The following is a 20,866-nucleotide window of genomic DNA, read 5'->3' as shown; positions in this document are numbered from 1 at the left end:
GAACTAGTTAAAGCCGCGGCGGTGCGACGCTGCCGCGCAGGACCAACCGGCAGCCGAGCTCCAGGCGGTGGGCCGGGCGCAGCGGATCGAGCGAGACGAGGCGCTGCTCGATCAGGCTGAGGGCAGCTGCTCCGAGACGGGCGCTGGGCAGCTGGATGGTCGATAGCGGCGGGCTGCTGAATTCTCCGGGAAGAATATCGTCGCAGCCGAGGACCGAAATGTCGTCGGGCACTTTTATGCCTGCTTTGGCGAGGGTCTTCAGGCAACCAAGGGCCAGATTGTCGGCGGCGCAGAAGATGGCGGAAGCCTGCTTCATCGATGGGTCGGCGCTCAGCAGTTCGCGCAACACACGCTCGCCTTCAGCCGGTTCATAGCTTGTGGCTTCCACCACCATATCGACAGGGGCGGGCAGGCCGGCGCCGAGAAAGGCGTCGACATAGCCGTCATACCGGCGGCGGATCGTGGTGCGGCCCGGCCAGGTGACATGCAGGATGCGCCGATGTCCGAGTGTCAGCAGATGCTCAACAGCCTGACGCGCCCCAAACCGGTTTCCGGCCGTGACCGTATCGATCCGCATCGACGGGTCTTCGCCGTTGATGATGACAGATGGCTGCGGCAATTGCGCGATCGCCCGGATGAGGTCGGCGCGGTCGTCATTGATGATGACGATACCGTCGACCTTTTCGGATAGGGCAGTGCGCTTGATTTCGCCGGCATCGATCCGGCTTCCAGGCGTGACACAGGGCACGATGCGGATCGCCCGGCGCTCGCATTCCTCGCGCAGTCCGTTCATGACGGTCCAGCTGACCAGGTTGAGGTCGCTTTGCGGCGCGGCGTCGCCGGCAACGGCCAGAAGGATCGATCGCAGCGTTGCGATGGTTGCTTTGTTGCGCCGCTTTTCCAGATAGCCTAGCCGTTGCGCCGACGAGATCACCCGGTCGCGCACCTCTGAAGTCAACGGCGCCGTGCCGTTCAGAGCATGCGAGGCGGTGCTGATCGAAACGCCGGCGTCCAGCGCCACGTTCTTCAGGCTGATCTTCGCTTTCACGCTTTCTCCTCGATGGCGCAGCTATAACGAGGCATCATACCCCAATATGGCAGCATCGGTCACGCTCCCATGCGAAGCCGCCGTTCGCGGCTCAGGTCGAAGATCTGGATACCGTCGCGAGGGCGGCCGCGATTGCGCCATTTCGGATGTTTCAAGGTGTAGCTGGCGTCATCGAAGCCCGCCTGCCAGTGCTCGTCGATTGAGGCTCTGGAAAATTCATAGTCCATGGAATGGGTCGCATGAGCTGCGCGCCGATGAATGAGATGGACGATCGTGACATCATATTCTTGACCGACGGAGCGCAGGATCTGCGCATCCTCGTCATCCTGAAATTCCGGCGGCAGCTTGTCGAGCAGGCGTTTTGCTGCACGGCGTACCACCTGTTTGCGGGCGAATTCGTCGGTATTCATGCGGGTCCGGCTGGAAAAGCGAATTTCCTTGGTCCGGCTCTCGACCTCGAACTGGTCTTTGGGCATGTCGCCGCGCGCGCTGAACAGGTCTACCTGGAAGATCTCCATGTCCCTGCGGCTCTCGTTGGTCTCCAGCACATGCTGCAGCGGCGTATTGGAGACGAGGCCGCCATCCCAGTAATGGCGACCGTCGATTTCGACAGACGGAAAGCCGGGCGGAAGCGCGCCTGAGGCGGCGATATGGCGCGCGTCGAGCCGGATACGCCGATTGTCGAAATAAGCGAAATTGCCTGAGAGAACCTCGACGGCGCCGAGGCTGAGGCGTGTCGGGCCGTCATTGAGCAGCTTGAAATCGACGAGATTGTTCAGCGTTTTGATCAGCGGTTCGGTGTCGTAGACGCTGACGCGGTAATCGGGATTGAACAGGATCTGCTGCGGGGTCGGCAGACGCGGCGAAAAGAAGCCGGGGATGCCCATCATCATTCCGGCAAGCGCCGAGAGATCGTTTGTCGTCCGTCTGATTTCGGTGCCGTGGTCGCCAATCGGAAAGTTCAGCTGAGACGAGACCATGTCCCAGAAAGCACGCAGGTTCTCCACTCGCTTCTCGCGCGGGCTGCCGGCGATCAGCGCCGAATTGATCGCGCCGATGGAAATGCCAGCCAACCAATCTGGATCGACGTCATGGGCATGCATGGCTTCGTATGCGCCAGCCTGATAGGCGCCGAGCGCTCCGCCACCCTGGAAGACGAAAATCCGGTCTGTCGCTGAATTGGGTTCTAGAGTGGGTTCGGAACGGACCTCGGAAGAGGACTTGGGCGGCACCATCGGCAATCACCATGATTGTTGCATTGCCGTAAAGATAGCCGGTTTTCCGCGCTATTCCAGTGGCTTGCTACCGATCTGCCGGGAAACTGACCGTTATTTGCCAAGGGAGCAACGTGCAGGAAATCGCAATGAGCACAATGCTCTCTTTTTATGGTGTCGCATCGGACCGAAAGCGGGCTTCCCCTCTTCGGTCCGATGCTGCAAGAGACCCTTGCGCCGGATCGGGCGCAGGGCCTTCCCGCTTTTATGCGGCCAGATCGAGCACGATACGGCCGTCAATTTTGCCTTCTTCCATGCGCTTGAAGATCTCATTGATATTCTCGAGTTTGTCCCAGGAGAAATGGGCGGCAACCTTGCCTTCGCCGGCAAATTGCAGCGACTCCTCGAGATCCTGCCGCGTGCCGACGATGGAGCCGCGCACGGTGATGCGCTTCAACACAGTGTCGAACACCGGCAGCGAGATAAAGCCCGGCGGCAGGCCGACCAGCGCCATCGTGCCTTTCGAACGCAGGAAGCCATAGGCTTGCTCCATCGCTTTCGGCGAAACGGCAGTGACCAGCGCGCCATGGACGCCGCCGGTTGCCTTCTGCACCTGCTCGATGGCATCGGCATCGCGGCCATTGACGGTGATATCGGCACCCAGCTTCTTGGCGAGGTCAAGCTTGTCGTCGAAGATATCTGCGGCAACAACATGCATGCCCATGGCCTTGGCATATTGCACGGCCATGTGACCGAGGCCGCCAATGCCCGAGATGACAACCCATTCGCCGGGGCGCACTTCGGTTTCCTTCAGGCCCTTGTAGACGGTGACACCGGCGCACAACACAGGCGCGGCTGGGCCGAATTCGAGAGCGTCGGGTAGGCGGCCGACATAGTCAGCGTCGGCAAGGCCGTATTGAGCGAAGGTGCCGTTGACCGAATAGCCGGTATTTTGCTGGCTTCCGCAAAGGGTTTCCCAACCGGTGCGGCAAGGGTTGCAGCAACCGCAGGCCGTGTGCAGCCACGGCACGCCGACCCGGTCGCCTTCCTTGATGCGCGTGACCCCAGCGCCGAGCTTGGCGACGAAACCGACTCCCTCATGACCTGGAATGAACGGCGGACTTGGCTTGACCGGCCAATCGCCCTGGATGGCGTGAAGGTCTGTATGGCAAACGCCGGTTGCCATATATTTCACCAGAATCTGGCCGGGGCCGGGTTCGGGGATCGGCATTTCCTCAATGGTCAGCGGCTTGCCGAATGCACGCGCAACAGCGGCTTTCATCATCGATGACATGGTGTTCTCCCTGTGAAAATTGACTGATTTCAACGTCAATATCTGGGGTCCGCGCCTCTGCGCCGACCATGGAGAAAACCTAGAGCAGAGCGGTCGACAGCGTTTTGATTGATATCAAACCGCTCTGCTTTCTTCGTTAGTCCCTAGCTCACGCGAGGTTTTTCTTCAGAAACGCCACGGTGCGCGACCAGGCAAGATCGGCGGCAGCCTTATCGTAGCGGGCGGCTGAAGTGTCGTTGTTGAAGGCGTGGTTGACGCCGTCATAGACGAAGATCTCGAAAGATTTGCCATTGTCCTGCAATGCCTTGCGATAGGCGTCTATCCCGGCATCGATGCGCTCGTCGAGGCCCGCATAATGCAGCATCAGCGGGGCGACGATGGCCGGCACCTGTTCGGCCGGTGGCTGAGCACCATAATAGGCAACGCCCGCGCCAAGCGCCGGAGAAGCGATTGCCAGCCGGTTGACAATGCCGCCGCCCCAGCAAAAACCGACGGCGCCGACCTTGCCGTTGACGCTCTTTTGTGACGCGAGATAGGCGCGGCTGGCCTCCGCGTTGTTCACGGTTGAGCCAAGGTCGAGTTTGGGAAACAGGTCGCGGGCCTTGTCCTCGTCGTCGGGCGTGCCGCCGAGCGGCGAAAGAAAGTCGGGTGCCAGTGCCGCGAACCCTTCCAGCGCCAGCCGGCGGGTGACATCCTCGATATGCGGATTAAGGCCTCGATTTTCGTGGATGACGATTACGCCGGGCAGCGGTGCCTTGGCGTCCTTCGGGGTTGCCAAATAGCCTTTCATCTCGCCGCCTGCGCCGGGATAGGTGACCATTGACGTGGTCAGCCGCTCATCGTTCTCTGGTGTCAGGGCAGCGTTGGCCTTGTTGGCTGCGAGCAGCGGCATGATTGCAGCGGCTGCGGCGCCTGATCCGGCGAGCTTGGTCAGTTTGTCCATAAAGCCTCGTCGGTCGAGGCTCAAATGCGTGTATTCATCATATGCATTGATCATCGCCTGGCTGATTGTCGGCTTGTCCATTGATGTCCTCCACGGTTTGACTGCTGAGAAAATAGAAAACCCGGACCGGCATCCAATGCCGATCCGGGTTTTTATGCACACTTATGCGTTATCCGGCGGAATATACCGGCCGGGCAGGGTCACGCGCCCGGATAGTTCGGGCTTTCCCGAGTGATCGTCACGCCATGCGGATGGCTTTCGCGCAGGCCAGCACCGGAAATGCGTACGAAAGTCGCCTTGTCCTGGAAGTCCTTGATGTCCTTGCCGCCGACATAGCCCATGGCTGCCTTGAGGCCACCGGCCAGCTGATGCAGCACGGCCGAGACCGGACCCTTGTACGGCACCTGGCCTTCGATGCCCTCGGGCACCAGCTTCAGCGTGTCGCGCACTTCGGCCTGGAAGTAGCGATCCGCCGAGCCGCGCGCCATGGCGCCAACCGAGCCCATGCCGCGATAGGCTTTGAAGGAGCGGCCCTGGTAGAGATAGACTTCGCCCGGGCTTTCATCGGTGCCGGCCAGCAGCGAGCCAACCATGACGGCAGAAGCTCCGGCGGCAATCGCCTTGGCAAGGTCACCCGAGAACTTGATGCCGCCATCGGCAATGACGGGGATATCGCTCTTTGCGGCTTCTTCCACGGCTGCCATAACGGCGGCGAGCTGCGGAACGCCGACGCCAGCGACGACGCGGGTGGTGCAGATCGAGCCCGGGCCGATGCCGACCTTGATGGAATCTGCGCCCGCGTCGATCAGCGCGCGGGTACCGGAACCTGTAGCGACATTGCCGGCGATGATGCGGACCGAATTCGACATCTTCTTCACGGCCGTGACGGCGTCGAGAACTTTCTGCGAATGGCCATGGGCGGTGTCGACAACGATCACGTCGACGCCTGCATCGATCAACCGTTCGGCGCGCTCGCGGCCATCATCGCCGGTGGAAATCGCAGCGGCGACCCGAAGCCGGCCCTGGGCGTCCTTGGCGGCATGGGGGTTGAGCTGCGACTTCTCAATGTCTTTCACGGTGATAAGGCCGACGCAGCGGCGCTCATTGTCGATCACCAGCAGCTTCTCGATGCGGTGGCTATGCAGGAGACGCTTTGCTTCCTGCTGGTCGACACCGTCCCGGACGGTGATGAGGTTGTCCTTGGTCATCAGCTCATGGATCTTCTGGGAATGATCCGAGGCGAAGCGGACGTCGCGGTTGGTGAGAATGCCGACCAACCGGCCCGGGCGGCCGCCGTGTTCGACGACAGGAATGCCGGAAATGCCGTGCGACTTCATCAGCGAGAGTGCTTCGGCAAGTGTTGCGTCGGGGTGGATGGTGACCGGGTTGACCACCATGCCGCTTTCGAACTTCTTGACCTGACGAACTTCTTCGGCCTGCTCAATCGGGGTGAGATTGCGATGGATAACACCGATGCCGCCGGCCTGGGCCATGGCAATTGCCAGGCGGCTTTCCGTGACCGTATCCATGGCCGAGGACAGGATGGGCAGCGACAGCTCGATGTCCTTGGCGATCCGGGTGGAGATATTCGTCTGGCCCGGAAGGATTTCCGAATGTCCGGGCTGCAGGAGAACGTCGTCGAAGGTAAGCGCTTCCGCGCCGGTTGCCGAAATTACGATCCGTGCCATGCCAATATCCTTCATGTGAATAGGCAGAGTCCTCCAGAAAAGCGACTCTTTCCTGGATTCCTTTGCATGTAATGCTTGGAAGTTGGCGAGGGCAGGTAACACGTTCATGACAGGAAGGGAATAGCAAAAGCACGCAATGTAGCACCTGCTGCACTCTTGGCTGTTACGCCATGTCACTGTTACCCCTGACACTTGCGGCGAGCCCGTCGGCAAGCGCGTCCATATCGGCATGGCGGGCGCTGGAGCGCCGCCAGATCAAGCCGATTTCCCTATAAGGCTGTGGTTCCGTGAAGGGGATGATGCGGATCTTGTTGCGGTTAACTTCTGTTTCCAGTGCCATTTCCGGAACCAACGTCATTCCCATATCGTGGGACACCATTTGCAGTAGGGTAGCCATCGAGGTGGCGCCGAAATTGACCATGCTGCGCCGGCTGGCGGTCTTGCAGACGGCCAGCGCCTGATCGCGCAGGCAATGGCCTTCCTCCAGCAGCAGCAGCCTGTCGGCATCGACATCGGCTTCGACCAACGGCGACATCAACACATCGCTATCGTTATCTGCTACCGCCATGAAAAACCTGTCGATCAACAGGCTCCGGCAAGTGAGATTATCTGCCTCAACGGGAAGGGCGGCCACAACGGCGTCAAGCCTGCCGTCATTGAGATCGGACAGCAGTCGGTCGGTGACGGCTTCCTTCAGCTCGATTTCGATGAGCGGATGGCGCGCGCGCAGATAAGGCACCATGCGCGGCACCATATAGGGGGCAACTGTCGGAATGATTCCTATCCTGACCAGGCCCTCCAGCGTCCCGCCGTTGTTGCGCGCCGCGTGTTCCAGCCGATCGATCCCCGCCAGCACTTCGCGGACATGGGCAAGGATTTCCTGCCCCTTGGCGGTCAGGATGGTGTTCGCCCGGGTTCGTTCTATCAGCATCACCCCAAGATGCCGCTCCATTTCCATGATCTGCGCCGATAGCGCCGGTTGGCTGACATGGACGATGTCAGCCGCGCGCCCGAAATGCAGTGTCGCGGCAAGCGCATCAAAATATCGCATTTGACGAATGGTAAGCATCATAAGTTTTTCCGATTGAGACGCTTTGTAAATACGATTTGAACTTATCGGTCGTCAATGGGACAATCTGGATAACAGAAAAAACGAGCACCAGGGAGTGAAGAGCAGCACAGGCGACTGGTTTGTTTCAAACCGGCGCAACGGCCTTGCTCCACCGTTCAATCCCGCGGATTTCAGTCGGTGCTCAGGTCTATGAGGCAGATACGGTCAGCGCCGCCGCTGAACGCCCTACACGTATCTGTCTCATAAGCGGGAGGCCGGGAGCTGTTTTGATACAGTTTTCGGCCCCCTGTTTTACATGGGTTTACCTCTTTGCATTAATCAAAACTGAACACCCTTCCAATAGAGCCGCCAATGATGTTCCACATGATGTGGAAGATATTCATGGGATATGATGGGGTGGTGACGGCGATGAATATGCCGAACGACAACGCACGGATCGAGCCGCGCAAGCAACCTAAACAGAAACGCAGCATCAAGCGCGTCGAATCCATTCTGACTTCGGCGGAGTTACTGCTGGCCCGTCATGGATTTTCCCATTTGCGCATGACCGATATTGCCGCTGAAGCCGGGGTGCCCGTCGGTTCGGTCTACCAATTCTTTCCTCAGAAGGCAGCGGTGCTTCGGGCTATCCTCGACCAGCGTCTGGGTGCGATGATGCAGGATATTGCCAGCAGGTTAACGGATATCAGGGATGAGAACGATGCGCGTATGCGTTTGATGGACCTGATCGACCACGTGGCGCAATTGCATCGTGACAATCCGGTCTGTCGGGAAATGTGGATTGCCCTGTCGACGGATCCCGATCTTGAGATCTTGCAATACAAGGCGCAGCAGGACATCGGCACGCTGACGTTGACCCGACTCGGCCCTTTTGCGGGCGGGCGTGATGGCGCGGCCAAGCAGAATCGGTTCATGCTGGCCGCCATCCTGACCGGATCAGTGTTTCGCTGCGTCGCGCTAGGTCATGAACGCGCCGGAGCTATGCTCGACGAATGGAAATCCGCCGTTTGCACGATGTTGTTTCAGCAAGCGTAAGTTTGGGCCTGGACCGCCTTCACCAACCCGGCAACATATGGCCGGGGCGCAGACGCGGATAGCTGCGCATGAAGTTTTTGGTGTCACCATCGAGATCGTCTTCGATTGCCGCCGGATTGATGTTGTCGAGGCAGGCGGCGATGTGATCGGTGATGGCATTCATCAACGATGGCGACATTCCCGGCCGTTTCATGATGCCGATCTGCACCGGGGGCAGGGGAGGAAAGCCGTCCGCCTGGCTCAGGACCTTCATGCCTGTCCGCAGCGCCGACTCAGGCAGGACCGAAACCGCAAGTCCGGCGAGAACGGCCGACGCGACGACGGTAGACGACCAACTGGTGAACAGGATCTGGTATTCGCGGCCATCGGCATCGAGCGCTGCGCAGGCAAGCTGTCGCCAGATACAGTCGCGCTTGCCAACCGCGAGCGGCACGGGCATGCCCTCCCGCAAGGGGTGATTGGCAGACGCGACCCAGCAGAGCGGCTCTGTACGCATTACGTCTGATTGCCGTGTGGCGGGATTGTGGGTCACCAACGCAATGTCGAGTTCGCCCTTGGCCATCTTTTCGGCCAAGTCCATCGAAGGCTCGCACACGATATAAAGTTCGACATTCGGATGGGTCTTGGCGAAACGGCCGATAATCTCGGGCATATAGCGGTCGGCATAATCATCAGGCGTGCCAATACGCAGCGTGCCTTCCAGGCGATTGTCGTCGAAGGCGGCAATCGCTTCCGTGCTCAGCCGCACGATCCTGCGGGCATAGTTCAAAAGCTTTTCGCCCTCTGCCGTCAGCCGGTTGCCACGCCCGTCCTTGATGAATAGCTGCTTGCCGATCCGCTCTTCAAGGCGGCGCATCTGCATGGAAACCGCCGATTGGGTCTTGAAAACCCGACCCGCCGCCTTGGTAAAACTGCCGGTATCAACAATAGCGATAAATGTTTGCAGCTGGTCGGTATCGAGCGGTGCGGACATGGCGATGTTCCATCAGGTCTATTGATGATTACTATTAGAAACATTCGTTGGACTGATCAATAGCAATTCGGCATATGAAGAACTGCAAAACATCAACCGATGCCGCAGATCGGGAGACAGTTTCTCCTTTCTACGTCTGCCGCCTCCTCCAACCCCTTCATGGCGTTTCTCGCACTGGCAGCAGGCGCGGACGCACCTTCTCGTGCCGAATTCAGAAAGGACCATCGTCATGCGCACGACCAGACAGATCACCGAGCATTTTTTTCCCTCGAGGGAAGGCGCGGTTACCGCAGCGTTCCGGGCAATGGTGAAAAAGGTGACGTCTGTGTACATGGCGATTACCAATCGCATTGCGGCTCAAAGGCTCGGGGAACTCGACGATTATCTCCTCGACGATCTCGGCCTCACCCGAGCGGAGTTCAATTCCGGGCTCGCTCGTTGCGGTTTGCTAGACGATCCATCTGTTGAACTGGCCCGCACCGTCCGCGCCAAGGCCCGTACGCAGATGCCTGTTCCAAAGCGGCAGAGGCCGAGACTTGCCTATGTCAACGACAGAATCCAGGTTGAACGGCTGGAGGCTCTCTCTCAGGGCTGAACGTTCCAAATTATCCCCGCAGGGCGAAAAGCCAATCTGCCCTGCATTTGCCCGGCAACAGCCTCTGTTGCCGGGTCTTTTTATGCCTGACTGTCACTCTGCAGCTTAGTCCGTCTTGTCGGATGCGCCGCTCTGCTTTCCACTCTTGCCACCCGCTTCGCCAGACTTGGTGACATAGCCGTCAAATATCTGTTCCATGCTCTTTTGGTAGTTCTTCTGCACTTCCAAGCCGCTGTCGAACATGGTGTTGACGAGGTCCATCATCGATTTGCTGGCCTCGGCTTCCGGCTTTGGCGCATCGGGCTTGGCGGCAGGTTTTGCGGTCTGGCTAAAGGACGTATTGACCATTTCCTGCCAGGCCTTGGCAAAAGGATTGTCCATCAGCGGATTGGATGGCGGAGGCGGTGCCTTGGCAGCGCTCACGCCCATCATTTCCTGCCAGGCCGCAATGAAGGGATTGTCGAACGGATTGGCCGATACCTTTGGCTGTTGCTTCGGCGCAAAGCCCGTTGTCTGCAACCATTGCTGCATCATGTCCCCCATCGGCGTACCCGCGAAAGGATTGCCGGCCTGCTGCATCTGGCCAAGGCTTTGCTTGAACAGGCCGCCCATGATCGTATCGGCCATGGCCGGCAGCATACGCTTGAGAATATCTTGGCCAATGCCGGTGATTTGGGCCGCCTGCGCGGCAATGGCGCGCGAGACTTCCTTGGAGCCGAACAATTGCTGAAGAACCTGGTTGCCATCGGCAATGCCTTGCGGCGTAAAGGCTTTACCCAGATCCTCGAAATACTGCGCATAGTTGCCCGATGACATCGCTGAAAACAGGCTGGACAGGTCGTAGGGATTGGCTGCCGTGCGCTTGAAGCCGGAGGAAAACGCTGGCGTCAATGCGGCGAGCGCTTGCGCCACCTGTTCCTGGGCAAGACCGAACTGCTTGGCCATCGCGTCCATTGCCGCACCGTTCTGGGCCCGCAATAGCATATCGAACAGTGGCAACATATGGATTGGCTCCCCGGCGCGCAGCCTGATTGGCAAAGGTCATGTCGATGATGTCGAGAGGCCGCATCCGTCGTCGGGTACAGCGACATGGTGCGCTACGACCCGGCCCGTTTTTCACGTCCCGTGCATCTGCGCGGGATCCGCCAAGGTGCCCGGAAGGCGCCGGCGAGATATCACGCAGAGCCACTATAGCGGGAAAGATCCGCCTGCAAACGTTTTTTTTCACGCATGCACAAGGGTTTATCGGCGGCGTGCGGATGCGCCGGTTGAGCTGCGACAATCCGGAGCGGCCAGCCACGGCCGGCCACGGCATCGTCGCCGTGCCAGCGCATGTCGGCCTTCTCAATCAATACTGATAGGCTGCAAACACCGGCTCTACCTTGCCGTCCCAAGGGCCATGGTAGAGCTCCAGCATATCTTCGGCGAGCGTCTTGCCGCGCTCGGCAATGACCTCGAGCGGCTGCAGGTAGATCGATTCGTCCTCGCCGTCGCTGTTCAGCCTGGCGCGAGCGGCAAGGCCTGCACGCGATAGGCTGAGAACCTCACGGGCGATCTCGAGAACTGGGCGACCCGCGACTTTGCCACCAAGGCCTAGCGCCGGGCTCTGATCGCGCAAGGCAGTGACCGTCTCGAAGTCCCAATCCGCGGTCAGCGCGTCTGCGGCAGCCAAGGCCGCATCGTCATAAAGCAAGCCGACCCAGAGGGCCGAGAGTGCGGTGATGTGGCTCTGCGGGCCGCCGTCGGCCAGGCGCATTTCCAGAAAGCGCTTCAGGCGGACATCGGGAAACAGCGTGCCGAGATGATTGGTCCAGTCGCCCATGGTCGGCTGCCAGGCGGCGATTTCGCCCTTGAGGGCACCGGCCATGAACTGCCGGAACGTCACGTGGGTACAGTCGTGATAGCGGCCATCGCGCATCACGAAATACATTGGCACATCAAGCGCCCATTCGACGTAGTCGGTGAAGTTGAAATCCGGCTTGAACACGAAGGGCAATACGCCCGAACGGCGGTTGTCGGTGTCGTGCCAGATATCGCCACGCCAGGACAGAAGGCCGTTCGGCTTGCCCTCAGTAAACGGCGAGGCGGCAAACAACGCCATGGCGATCGACTGCAGCTTGGTCGAGACCTGCATTTTGGTGCGCATATCGGCCTCGGAGGAGAAGTCGAGATTAACCTGAATCGTCGAACTGCGATACATCATGTCCAGGCCCTTGGTGCCGACCTTCGGCATGTAGCGGGTCATGATGTCATAGCGCGACTTCGGCATCCGCGGCGTCTCGGCAAGTGTCCAGAGTGGGCTGCCACCCATGCCGAGAAAGCGAATACCCATCGGCTCGGCGACCTGCCGCAGGGTATCAAGGTGATGCAGGGTCTCGGCTGCCGTATCGTGCAAGGTTTCGAGCGCCCCGCCTGAAAGCTCGAACTGACCGCCAGGCTCAATCGAGATTGCACCCTCGCCACTGCCGCCGGCAAGGCCGATGATATGGCCGGCATCGATGATCGGCTCCCAGCCGAGCTTGTCGCGCATGCCTTCCAGCAGCGCACCGATGCCTGCCTCACCAGCATAGGGAACAGGCGAGAGATCGGCGGTGAAAAAGCCGAATTTCTCGTGTTCCGTGCCGATGCGGAAGGCCTCTTTTGGCTTGCTGCCCGCAGCCATATAGGCGGCCATCTCCTCGACCGAGGCCAGGGGCGTGTCATCGGTGGTATCGCGGGCCATTGAGACAACCTTGTTCTGCTAGATTTCCAACGGGGTGATAGGGCTTCTTCCGGCGGCTGCGCAAGCGAATTCTATGATTTTGACGTTCAACAATACTGAACAATAGGCGCAGTCTCGTTTCCGGATCTCGGCTGTTTTGCGTTCAGGTCCAATCGCCAATGGTGGCCTGGAGCACGGCAAGGGCTGCAACCGCGGCGGTATCGGCGCGCAAGATGCGCGGGCCGAGCGGAATAGCCGTGACGAAATCGAGACTGCGCAGCAGCACCCGTTCCTCTTCCGAAAATCCACCTTCCGGCCCGACCAGCAGCGCCAATTGCTTTTCCTGGATCCCTGTCAGTGCGGACCAGGGATTGTTGGTCTCACTGTCTTCGTCGCAAAAGACGATTCGTCGAGAAGACGGCCAGGTTTCGAGCAGGTCCTTCAGCTTGGCTGGTGGCGCCACATGAGGCACGGCCAGGACGCCGCATTGCTCGGCGGCTTCCACGACATTGGCCTGTAACCTCTCCAGGCTGCCGATCCGGCCCTGCACATGCTGGGTCATGACAGGCTGCAGTTTGCCGGCACCCATTTCCACAGCTTTCTGCACGAGATAATCCATCCGACCGACTTTCAGCGGCGCAAACAGAAACACCAAGTCGGCAGGTTCTGGCTGCGGACGGGTCTGGTGCTGCGGGATCAGGGCGATACGCTTGCGGGTTGGAAAGGCGAGCTGGGCGTTCCATTCGCCATCGCGTCCGTTGAAGGCTAGCACTTCAGCCCCCTCTGTCAGGCGCAGGACATTGGCAAGGTAATTATATTGTTCGGGCGTAGTGACCACGGGCGTCGAAGCGGCAAGCTGCCCTTCGACATAAAGTCTCTGCATCTTATAATTTGCACGCATGCCGTTTTTCCGGAACCCAGCTTATCGAAACAGCGCGAACATAACGCTGTAGATCAGCGCTGCAAGCCCCGCCGAAATGGGAAGCGTCACCAGCCATGCTCCCATGATCGTCAAAATGTGAGAGCGGCGAACCAGTTGGCGCCGCTTGAGTTCGTCGGGATTGACCCGCTTTGGCGGTTTCGACTGCCATTCCGCCGATTTCATCTGCATATAGGCCAGCCGGCGGGGGGAATGGCGATTGTACCATTCGCGAAAGAAGCCAAGTCCGAAAACCGCGCCGATGGCGATATGGGTGGAACTGACCGGCAGCCCCAGCTTTGACGCCGTGATCACGGTGATCCCTGAAGACAGCGAGATGCAATAGGCCCGCATCGGATTGAGCTTGGTGATCTTGCTGCCGACGAGGCGGATCAGTCGCGGGCCAAACAGCAGAAGACCGACGGAAATGCCGAGCGCGCCGATCGTCACCACCCAGAAGGGCGCCGTCATGCGGGTGTGCAGGTCGTTGGCGAAAAGGGCGTGGACGATGGCCGCGAGCGGGCCAATGGCATTCGACACGTCGTTTGCGCCATGGGCGAAGGACAGCAGCGCGGCTGCGCCGATCAACGGCATGCGAAATAACTGACGCAGGGATTGATTGCGGTTTTCCAGCCCCACTGCCTGGCGGCGGATGACGGGGATGGCAAGCAGCCAGGCCAGAATGCCGATGATCGTCCCGAACAGAACCGCCCGATCGGACAGAATGGTAAAACCCATGCCGGTTGTTTTCAGGCTTAGATAGCAGCTGAAACAGCCGGCCATCAGCCCGATCAGCACCGGCAGCCAGCGGCGGGCCTGGGCAATCTTGTCCGCTCGATAGACGATCAGGTCGTAGATGAGATACAACATCGCCGAGGCAATCAGGCCGCCGAGCAGGGGTGAGATCAGCCAGCCTACCGTGATGGACAGCACCGTCTGCCAATTGACGGCGGATGTCCCCATGGCTGCCGCTGCAGCGCCCATGACGCTACCAACGATCGAGTGTGTGGTCGAAACAGGGGCATTGGCCCAAGTGGCCAGGTTGATCCAGAAAGCTGCCGCCAGAAGGGCTGCCATCATGATCCAGATGAAGGTTTGGGCATTGCCGACCAGGGAAGGCGTCAGGATGCCGGAAGCAATGGTGTCCGTCACCTCGCCGCCGGCAATCATGGCACCTGCGATCTCGAAGAACGCCGCCATGATCAGCGCGCCGGTCATGGTCATCGCCCTGGCGCCGACAGCCGCGCCGACATTGTTGGTGACGTCGTTGGCGCCGATATTGATTGCCATATAGCCGGCAAGTGCGGCTGCGGCGATCAGAACTGCGGATCCTGGATGGCCGCCCGCAAAACCGAGTGCAAAAACGCTGGCAAAGATCAGGAAGATCAGCGCCATTCCGTAAGGCGCAAGTCCGCGCGCTACGTGCAGGTTCGCCCGCTCGACAAAGGTCAGTCGTTCGAGATCCTTATCCAGCTTCGGTCTGGCGTTTCTGGCGGTCTTGTCTATGTCTGCCATCCTAAACTGGTCGCTTGAAAGCGTTGTGGGTGCGGATCGATATTGCGTCACGCAAGGTGTAACGCCCGGCGGAAAAATTGGCCCGAAATCGTCTCGCGGTTGCTATAGCGTATCGACCTGGGGATCAGAAATGGTTTTCGCTGATGTTTCTTGGGCAGAAACTTGGGCGCCTGCTGCGCTGGCATGATAAGCCGCACGGTGGCTTAAGCCTTGCCGACGTTCGCAAGAGCAGTTTCAATACCAACGGCATTGTGAATAACTGTCAGCAATGACCATATGATGTCAGGGAGCGGCAAATCAGCCGGCGTTTGCGGCATTACGTTGGTTTGAAAGGGCGACGAGGTGAAAGAGCCGTTTCAGCTGCGGTTCCCGAACGCGTTCCGCCGCTTCGGCACAACTGACCCATTCCATGGTCCGCGAGCCTTTTTCCGGATAGTCTTCGAGCATCTGGCGTACGTCGAGTAGATAGACCTTCACCTCGCAGGGGATTTTCAGCCCGTCCGGCATGCCCTTCATGTAGAAGTAAGAGCCGATGCTGTCTTTCGAAATCTTGCCTTTAACCCCGGCTTCTTCGTAGGCCTCGCGCTCGGCCACCAGATGCGATTTCTTTGGCCCCATCGGCCAGCCCTTGGGAATGACCCACCGGCCTGTATCACGGCTGGTGATCAGCAGGACTTCGATAGCGCCATTGGTGGCTTGCCGGTAACAGATCGCACCAAACTGCTGCTTCGGCGGACGCCGAAACATCAATTCCAGTTCAGATACGATGCGGTTTAAAACGGCCAATCTACGAATCCATATTTTAATAATCGAGAATATACGAGATTCTCGCAAAAGTTGGTAGGCATTTTAGGGGTCTGCGAAAATTTTTGATGCGAAGAAAAGACGATTCGCTATTTCGCTAGTGTTTTAATAATGCGCAGATGCTGCCTTATGCAACAATTATGATTGGCAACCTGTCATGCACCTGACGCACTTCACACCCCTTGCTGCATGATAATCAGACGTTGCGCTCGTTTAGGACCCGGCCGTTTGTTCTGGTTCGCGGTGCAAGCCGATTTGCATTTTGGCGGGATTTGGCTTCTGTTGCTTTCGCTCGGCGCGTGTCCGTCCGCAGGATATCGCAATGCCATCGCCCGATGGTTTTTGCCGAGCATATGTCGACAGGGGGTCTGTTGCCCAAGGTATCGGCAGCCCCGATGGCGAGAGGAATATGGCAAAGAAAGCGACTGTAAAATTCGACCGCGCCGGCCTGGCGTCGCTTGGCGCGGAAAAACTGGCCGATATCCTGCTGGATGAAGCGCAGGCCAACAAGGCGCTGAAGCTGCGCCTGCAGGCGGCTCTTGCCGGCGCCGGCGGTTCTGACAAGATCATCGCCCGCATCGACAAGCGGCTGGATCAGATAGAGCGTTCCGCTTCTCGCATCACCGCCAACCGTGCGCGTGAACTCGCTGCCGAACTCGGGGGGCTTGTGCGCACCATCAGCGGTGAACTCCGCGATGATCCTGTGGCGGCCGCCGAGCGAATGGTGCGGATGATGGCCGTGCTGCTCGGGATCATGAGGCGCCTTTATGACCGCAGCGCCAAGATCGAAAAGCTAGGCGAAGAGATCGACACCGCCACTGTTTCAATGATTGCCGCCCTCACGCCGGCGCATCAGGTCCGGCTAGTGCCTGTATTGGACAAGGTGAGGGGTCAGGATCGCTATGGCGAACTTGGCGATATCTTTTCCCGGCTTATCCCCGTGCTGGAGCCGGATGCTGCCAACGAATGGCGCCAGTTGCTGGAACGCGGCCTTGGCAAGGACAAGGATCAAGTGCGGGTTCTCAACCTGTTGCAGGCACTTGCCATGAAGCGCAAGGATTTTGACGAGGCGATGCGCCTGGAGGAACTCAAACCCGAACTGCATCAGGACAGTTTTGGATTGGCGCAATACCTGTTTGAAGCCGGGCGCTTTGAGCCGGCGCTGGAATGGGTTCGCCGAAGGCCGAAGGGCATGCGGGTGGTTGACGTCAACGGTGTCAGGGGTGCTGTCGGGCCGGAATTTGGCATGGGCGAGCGCAAACTGCTGGAGGCTGACATCCTGGAGCGCCTGAAACGGCGCGACGATGCGCAGGCTTTGCGTTGGCGAGAGTTTGTGGAGACATTCGAGCCCGCCGTGCTGCGGACCTACATATCGAAGCTCGACGATTTCGCCGAGTTCGAGGAAATGGACAAGGCGTTCAACCTCGTCATGGGCGACAAGGATATCCACAAGGCTCTGTGGTTCCTGATCCACTGGCCGAAACTCGATCTCGCTGCCAAACTGGTTGTCGATAATGCACGCAACTGGGACGGGCGGCACTATAAAATCCTGTCGGAAGCGGCCGAATTGCTTGCCGATGAACAGGTTGCAGCGGCCATTGTGCTCTACCGGGCGCTTGTCGATGACATTCTCAGGCGCGGTGTCTCCGAGGCCTATCTGGCAGCTGCAAGTTATATTGCGTCCATGGATTATCTCACGGAGCAGTCCGGCGGCAGCATCAGCCGCGCCGAGCATGAAGACTATATGAGGAAGCTACGGACCAGGCACGGCAAAAAATATTCGTTCTGGTCTCTCGTGCCCAACGATTTGCGTTGATGGCCTGCTATTCCCAGTAGGGTATTGGGCCATACAGGTTTGCAAGATAGTCGATGAACAACCTTACCTTGGCCGGCAGGAACTGCCGACTGGGATAAACTGCCGAGAGGGAAATATTGCGCGCGCCTTCATAATTTGGAAGCACGCGCACCAACCGGCCTGATCTCAACTCCGCCCCGATATCCCAGGTCGAGCGCAACGCGATGCCAAGGCCTGAGAGCACGGCCTCGCGGATCACTTCGCTGGAATTCGTTATCAACCGCCCATCCGGGCGGTAATTGACTGGTCCTTGCGGACCGACCAGCCGCCAGCTCTCGTTGTTGTGGGCGGGCAGGCATTGATGCTGTTTCAGGTCATCAAGCGTGTCCGGCGCGCCCTGTCTTTCCACGTAATCGGCGCTGGCGCAGAGCACGCGGCGTACCGGTGCTAGCTTGCGGGCAACCAGGGAGGAATCCGCTGGCGCGGCGATACGGATCGCCAGATCGAACCCACCACCGACGATATCGCTGAGCTCGTCGCTGAGGACCAGTTGCAGTGCCAGATGCGGATGCTCTTCCAGAAATGGTTTCAAATGCGGCGCTACATGCATGCGCCCAAAGGAGGTTGGCGCCGAAACCTTGAGGATGCCGGAGACAGCGCTTGAACGTCCCGCCGCGAAGGCTTCCGCCTCTTCCAGGCCCGACAGTACGGATAGAACGCGGTCGTAGAAGCCTTGGCCGGCCTCGGTGAGCGACAGTTGCCGTGTGGTGCGCTGAATAAGCCGTGTGCCAAGCTTTTCCTCTAGCCGCTTGATCCGCTTTGAAACGACAGCTGGCGACAGACCGAGCTCGCGACCGGCAAGCGTCATGCTGCCAAGGGCAATGACCCGGCAGAAGATCTCAAGATCGCCCAAATGCGTCATATCGTGCTTGCCTTGATCGTCGTGTCATATCGTTGAATCTAGGGCGTTGCTGTTCTCGAATGGCGCCGCCGATGGATCAATCGTGCCCAAAGTCCGCACCGCCTCAGCCGGGCAAAACCTTGCAGATTTTGGTGCGATCGAGTGTGCCCCTGCGTCAAGTGAACCCAAATTGCCACCGAATAAGCTTCCGTTATTTTAACCTATTCTATTTTAGTTTCGCTTTTAGATCGACGAATTCCAGCCGTGAGCCTCCAGCCAATGTCTGTTTCATTCTCTTCGCGACGGCTGACGACCGCTTTGCTTCGTTTTTTCACGGTACCGAACGACAACCCGGACCTTACTTTGGCGCAGTATCAAGCCTTTTCCAAGCAGATACCGCTTTTGTATTTTATCCTGGTCACCAACATGATTTCGCTGTGCTGGACCCACTGGCATCTTGCTCCGGCTTTGCTAACGCGGGATCTCTCCGGGGGCTTCATATTCCTTTGTGTGATCCGCACGGGCCTCTGGTGGTGGCGGCGCAAGCAGCCGATCGATGCGGCCACGGCCTATCGGCGCCTGCGCTCGACCAATTGGCTGGCGGCGCCGATTGCGGTGTTCTGCTCCTTCTGGTCTCTAAGCCTCTTGCCTTACGGTGATGCCTATCACCGCGCCCATGTCGCATTCTTCATGGCAATTACCGTTGTCGGCTGCATTTTCTGTCTGATGAACCTGCGTTCGGCTGCCTTCATTGTGGCAATCATCGTTAATGTCGCCATCACGGTCTTTTTCGTGGCCACCGGCGAACAGACCCTGATGGCAACGGGCGTCAACGTTGCTTTGGTCAGTTGCGCCCTCATTTCCATTCTTCTGAGCCAGTACAAGGATTTCGAGCATCTCTACACGACGCGTCAGGCGATGCATCAACGCAAGGAGGCGCTGAAGGAACAGAATGAAGCGATCACCCGCCTTTCGGACGAAAATCTGCGGCTGGCCAATCTCGACAGTCTGACCTTGGTGCCGAACCGGCGCAGCTTCTTTGATACCGTCGATCGTGCCTTTACCCAGGCGCGGGACAGTGACTTCAGCTTTGCTGTCGGCGTGTTGGATCTCGATGGCTTCAAGCCCGTTAACGACCTGCACGGTCATTCAGCGGGCGATAAGGTGCTCGTCGATATTGCCGAACGGCTGAGAGTTCTTTCCGGGCAAGATTGGCTCGTGGCGCGGCTTGGAGGCGACGAATTCGGCCTTGTCATCGATGGACCGATCTCCCGGGAAAAGCTTGAAAAGATTGGTGCTGAAGTCTGCGCCGTCGTCTGCCTGCCAATCGCGATCGGAGCTGGTTCCGTCCAGGTCACCGGCTCGGTCGGCTTTGCCGTCTATCCCACGGACGGGGCAAGCGGCCAGGAAATCTATGAGAAGGCGGACTATGCCCTCTACAGCGCCAAGCGGCAGCGGCGGGGCGGTACGATCATATTTGAAGGCGCACAAGCGCTGGAAATGTCGCGCCAGAAAGCGGTGGAGGAAGCCTTCCTGACGGCCAACCTGACGGAGGAAATCTCGCTTTTCTACCAGCCAATCGTCGATCTCGTCTCCGGCCGTTGTCTCGGCTTCGAAGCTCTGGCCCGCTGGATCAGCCTAACGGTCGGCCCGGTGTCGCCTGCGCAATTCGTGCCGATTGCCGAACATACCGGTCGGATCGGCTTCATAACCCGGCATTTGCTGAAAATGGCGCTGGAGCAGGCGGTGAACTGGCCGGCGGGCACTTTCCTGTCCTTTAATCTCTCCGCCAACGATCTGACCAGCCGGGAGGGCGTGTTGCGTTTGATCGCCATCATCGAGGCCGGCCAAGTTAACCCGGCATCCATCGTCTTCGAGATTACCGAAACCGCCGTCATGCAGGATGTCGAACAGGCCCGTGCTTCCGTTGCGCTTTTGCGCCAGTTCGGCGTCGGCGTCGCCCTGGACGATTTTGGTACCGGCTATTCCAGCTTGAGCCAGGTGCACAATATGCCTTTGACGAAGCTTAAAATCGACAGGAGTTTCGTACAGAACATAGAGACGTCAGCCGCAAGCCAGAAGATCGTGCGATCAGTGATAGCGTTATCGCAGGACATCGGACTTGATGTCATCGTGGAAGGTGTCGAGACGGAAGGGCAGGCCGCCGTTTTGAAACGCATGGGGGCGGAGGTGGTGCAGGGCTTCCTGTATAGCGAGCCTATGCCCGCAGAGATGGTGCAGTTCTGGCTTGAAGGCGGTCAGACCAAGCGCAGACACCGTATCTGACGGCAGTCTTTTGTGCCTGCTGTTCCACAGCTGCAACGCCCGCCATGCCGTCTTTGATCAAATTCCATTTGAGGATTTGACCG

Annotated in this window: 17 protein-coding genes; 4 read left to right on the top strand and 13 right to left on the bottom strand. The window is 59.0% G+C overall.

Features of this window, described 5'->3' with window-relative positions:
* Nucleotides 1–7: 7 nt before the first annotated feature.
* From BJF91_RS07955 to BJF91_RS07930, 6 genes are all read right to left on the bottom strand, one after another.
* On the bottom strand, nt 8–1,069 hold the full coding sequence (locus BJF91_RS07955; protein WP_210289056.1) for a LacI family DNA-binding transcriptional regulator: 1,062 nt from the start codon (nt 1,067–1,069) through the stop codon (nt 8–10).
* A gap of 38 nt (nt 1,070–1,107) precedes the next feature.
* On the bottom strand, nt 1,108–2,283 hold the full coding sequence (locus BJF91_RS07950) for a DUF3734 domain-containing protein (protein ID WP_083943232.1): 1,176 nt from the start codon (nt 2,281–2,283) through the stop codon (nt 1,108–1,110).
* A 244-nt stretch (nt 2,284–2,527) separates the two neighbouring features.
* A complete protein-coding gene (adhP, locus tag BJF91_RS07945) occupies nt 2,528–3,556 on the bottom strand; it encodes an alcohol dehydrogenase AdhP (RefSeq protein ID WP_075613964.1) in 1,029 nt (342 codons plus the stop codon).
* Nucleotides 3,557–3,704: 148 nt separating this feature from the next.
* A complete protein-coding gene (locus BJF91_RS07940) occupies nt 3,705–4,580 on the bottom strand; it encodes a dienelactone hydrolase family protein (protein ID WP_075613963.1) in 876 nt (291 codons plus the stop codon).
* Nucleotides 4,581–4,699: 119 nt separating this feature from the next.
* On the bottom strand, nt 4,700–6,187 hold the full coding sequence (gene guaB, locus BJF91_RS07935; protein WP_075614522.1) for an IMP dehydrogenase: 1,488 nt from the start codon (nt 6,185–6,187) through the stop codon (nt 4,700–4,702).
* A gap of 163 nt (nt 6,188–6,350) precedes the next feature.
* Nucleotides 6,351–7,256, bottom strand: a complete 906-nt coding sequence (locus tag BJF91_RS07930) for a hydrogen peroxide-inducible genes activator (RefSeq protein ID WP_075614521.1) — start codon at nt 7,254–7,256, stop codon at nt 6,351–6,353.
* A gap of 354 nt (nt 7,257–7,610) precedes the next feature.
* Here BJF91_RS07930 and BJF91_RS07925 point away from each other — a divergent pair, with 354 nt between their 5' ends.
* Complete coding sequence (locus BJF91_RS07925; RefSeq protein ID WP_083943230.1) at nt 7,611–8,294, top strand: TetR/AcrR family transcriptional regulator; 684 nt, start codon at nt 7,611–7,613, stop codon at nt 8,292–8,294.
* 19 nt (nt 8,295–8,313) lie between these two features.
* On the opposite strand, the gene BJF91_RS07920 is transcribed toward BJF91_RS07925, so the two are convergent.
* Nucleotides 8,314–9,267 (bottom strand): LysR substrate-binding domain-containing protein, encoded by a 954-nt coding sequence (locus BJF91_RS07920; protein ID WP_075613961.1) that lies wholly within the window; start codon nt 9,265–9,267, stop codon nt 8,314–8,316.
* 229 nt (nt 9,268–9,496) lie between these two features.
* Between BJF91_RS07920 and BJF91_RS07915 the strand changes: the two genes are divergently transcribed.
* Nucleotides 9,497–9,862 (top strand): DUF1127 domain-containing protein, encoded by a 366-nt coding sequence (locus BJF91_RS07915; protein WP_075613960.1) that lies wholly within the window; start codon nt 9,497–9,499, stop codon nt 9,860–9,862.
* Between the two features lie 105 nt (nt 9,863–9,967).
* Here the strand turns inward: BJF91_RS07915 and BJF91_RS07910 are convergent, their stop codons facing one another.
* The 5 genes from BJF91_RS07910 to BJF91_RS07890 form a co-directional block, all read right to left on the bottom strand.
* Nucleotides 9,968–10,864 carry a DUF937 domain-containing protein gene (locus BJF91_RS07910; RefSeq protein WP_075613959.1) on the bottom strand — a complete coding sequence of 299 codons (897 nt, stop codon included), beginning with the start codon at nt 10,862–10,864 and terminating at the stop codon, nt 9,968–9,970.
* Nucleotides 10,865–11,210: 346 nt separating this feature from the next.
* Nucleotides 11,211–12,584, bottom strand: coding sequence for a glutamate--cysteine ligase (locus BJF91_RS07905; RefSeq protein WP_075613958.1), 1,374 nt, complete (start codon nt 12,582–12,584; stop codon nt 11,211–11,213).
* Between the two features lie 142 nt (nt 12,585–12,726).
* The gene (locus BJF91_RS07900; protein WP_075613957.1) at nt 12,727–13,464 is read right to left on the bottom strand and encodes a 16S rRNA (uracil(1498)-N(3))-methyltransferase; all 738 of its coding nucleotides are present in this window, start codon (nt 13,462–13,464) and stop codon (nt 12,727–12,729) included.
* Nucleotides 13,465–13,485: 21 nt separating this feature from the next.
* The gene (locus BJF91_RS07895; protein WP_075613956.1) at nt 13,486–14,997 is read right to left on the bottom strand and encodes an inorganic phosphate transporter; all 1,512 of its coding nucleotides are present in this window, start codon (nt 14,995–14,997) and stop codon (nt 13,486–13,488) included.
* A gap of 297 nt (nt 14,998–15,294) precedes the next feature.
* The gene (locus BJF91_RS07890; protein ID WP_184412810.1) at nt 15,295–15,783 is read right to left on the bottom strand and encodes an NUDIX hydrolase; all 489 of its coding nucleotides are present in this window, start codon (nt 15,781–15,783) and stop codon (nt 15,295–15,297) included.
* Nucleotides 15,784–16,210: 427 nt separating this feature from the next.
* Here BJF91_RS07890 and BJF91_RS07885 point away from each other — a divergent pair, with 427 nt between their 5' ends.
* Entirely contained in the window at nt 16,211–17,617 is a 1,407-nt protein-coding gene (locus tag BJF91_RS07885; RefSeq protein WP_075613955.1) for a DUF6880 family protein, read from the top strand.
* A 7-nt stretch (nt 17,618–17,624) separates the two neighbouring features.
* Here the strand turns inward: BJF91_RS07885 and BJF91_RS07880 are convergent, their stop codons facing one another.
* Nucleotides 17,625–18,518, bottom strand: coding sequence for a LysR family transcriptional regulator (locus BJF91_RS07880; RefSeq protein WP_075613954.1), 894 nt, complete (start codon nt 18,516–18,518; stop codon nt 17,625–17,627).
* Nucleotides 18,519–18,860: 342 nt separating this feature from the next.
* Here BJF91_RS07880 and BJF91_RS07875 point away from each other — a divergent pair, with 342 nt between their 5' ends.
* On the top strand, nt 18,861–20,783 hold the full coding sequence (locus tag BJF91_RS07875) for a putative bifunctional diguanylate cyclase/phosphodiesterase (RefSeq protein ID WP_162843844.1): 1,923 nt from the start codon (nt 18,861–18,863) through the stop codon (nt 20,781–20,783).
* The last annotated feature ends 83 nt before the right edge of the window (nt 20,784–20,866 follow it).

Origin of the sequence: Gillisella taibaishanensis (assembly GCF_001938985.1) — a bacterium.
In the GTDB taxonomy this organism is placed as follows: domain Bacteria; phylum Pseudomonadota; class Alphaproteobacteria; order Rhizobiales; family Rhizobiaceae; genus Allorhizobium; species Allorhizobium taibaishanense.
Note: the sequence above shows the minus strand (reverse complement) of the source record. Positions and strands in the feature narration are given on the sequence as shown.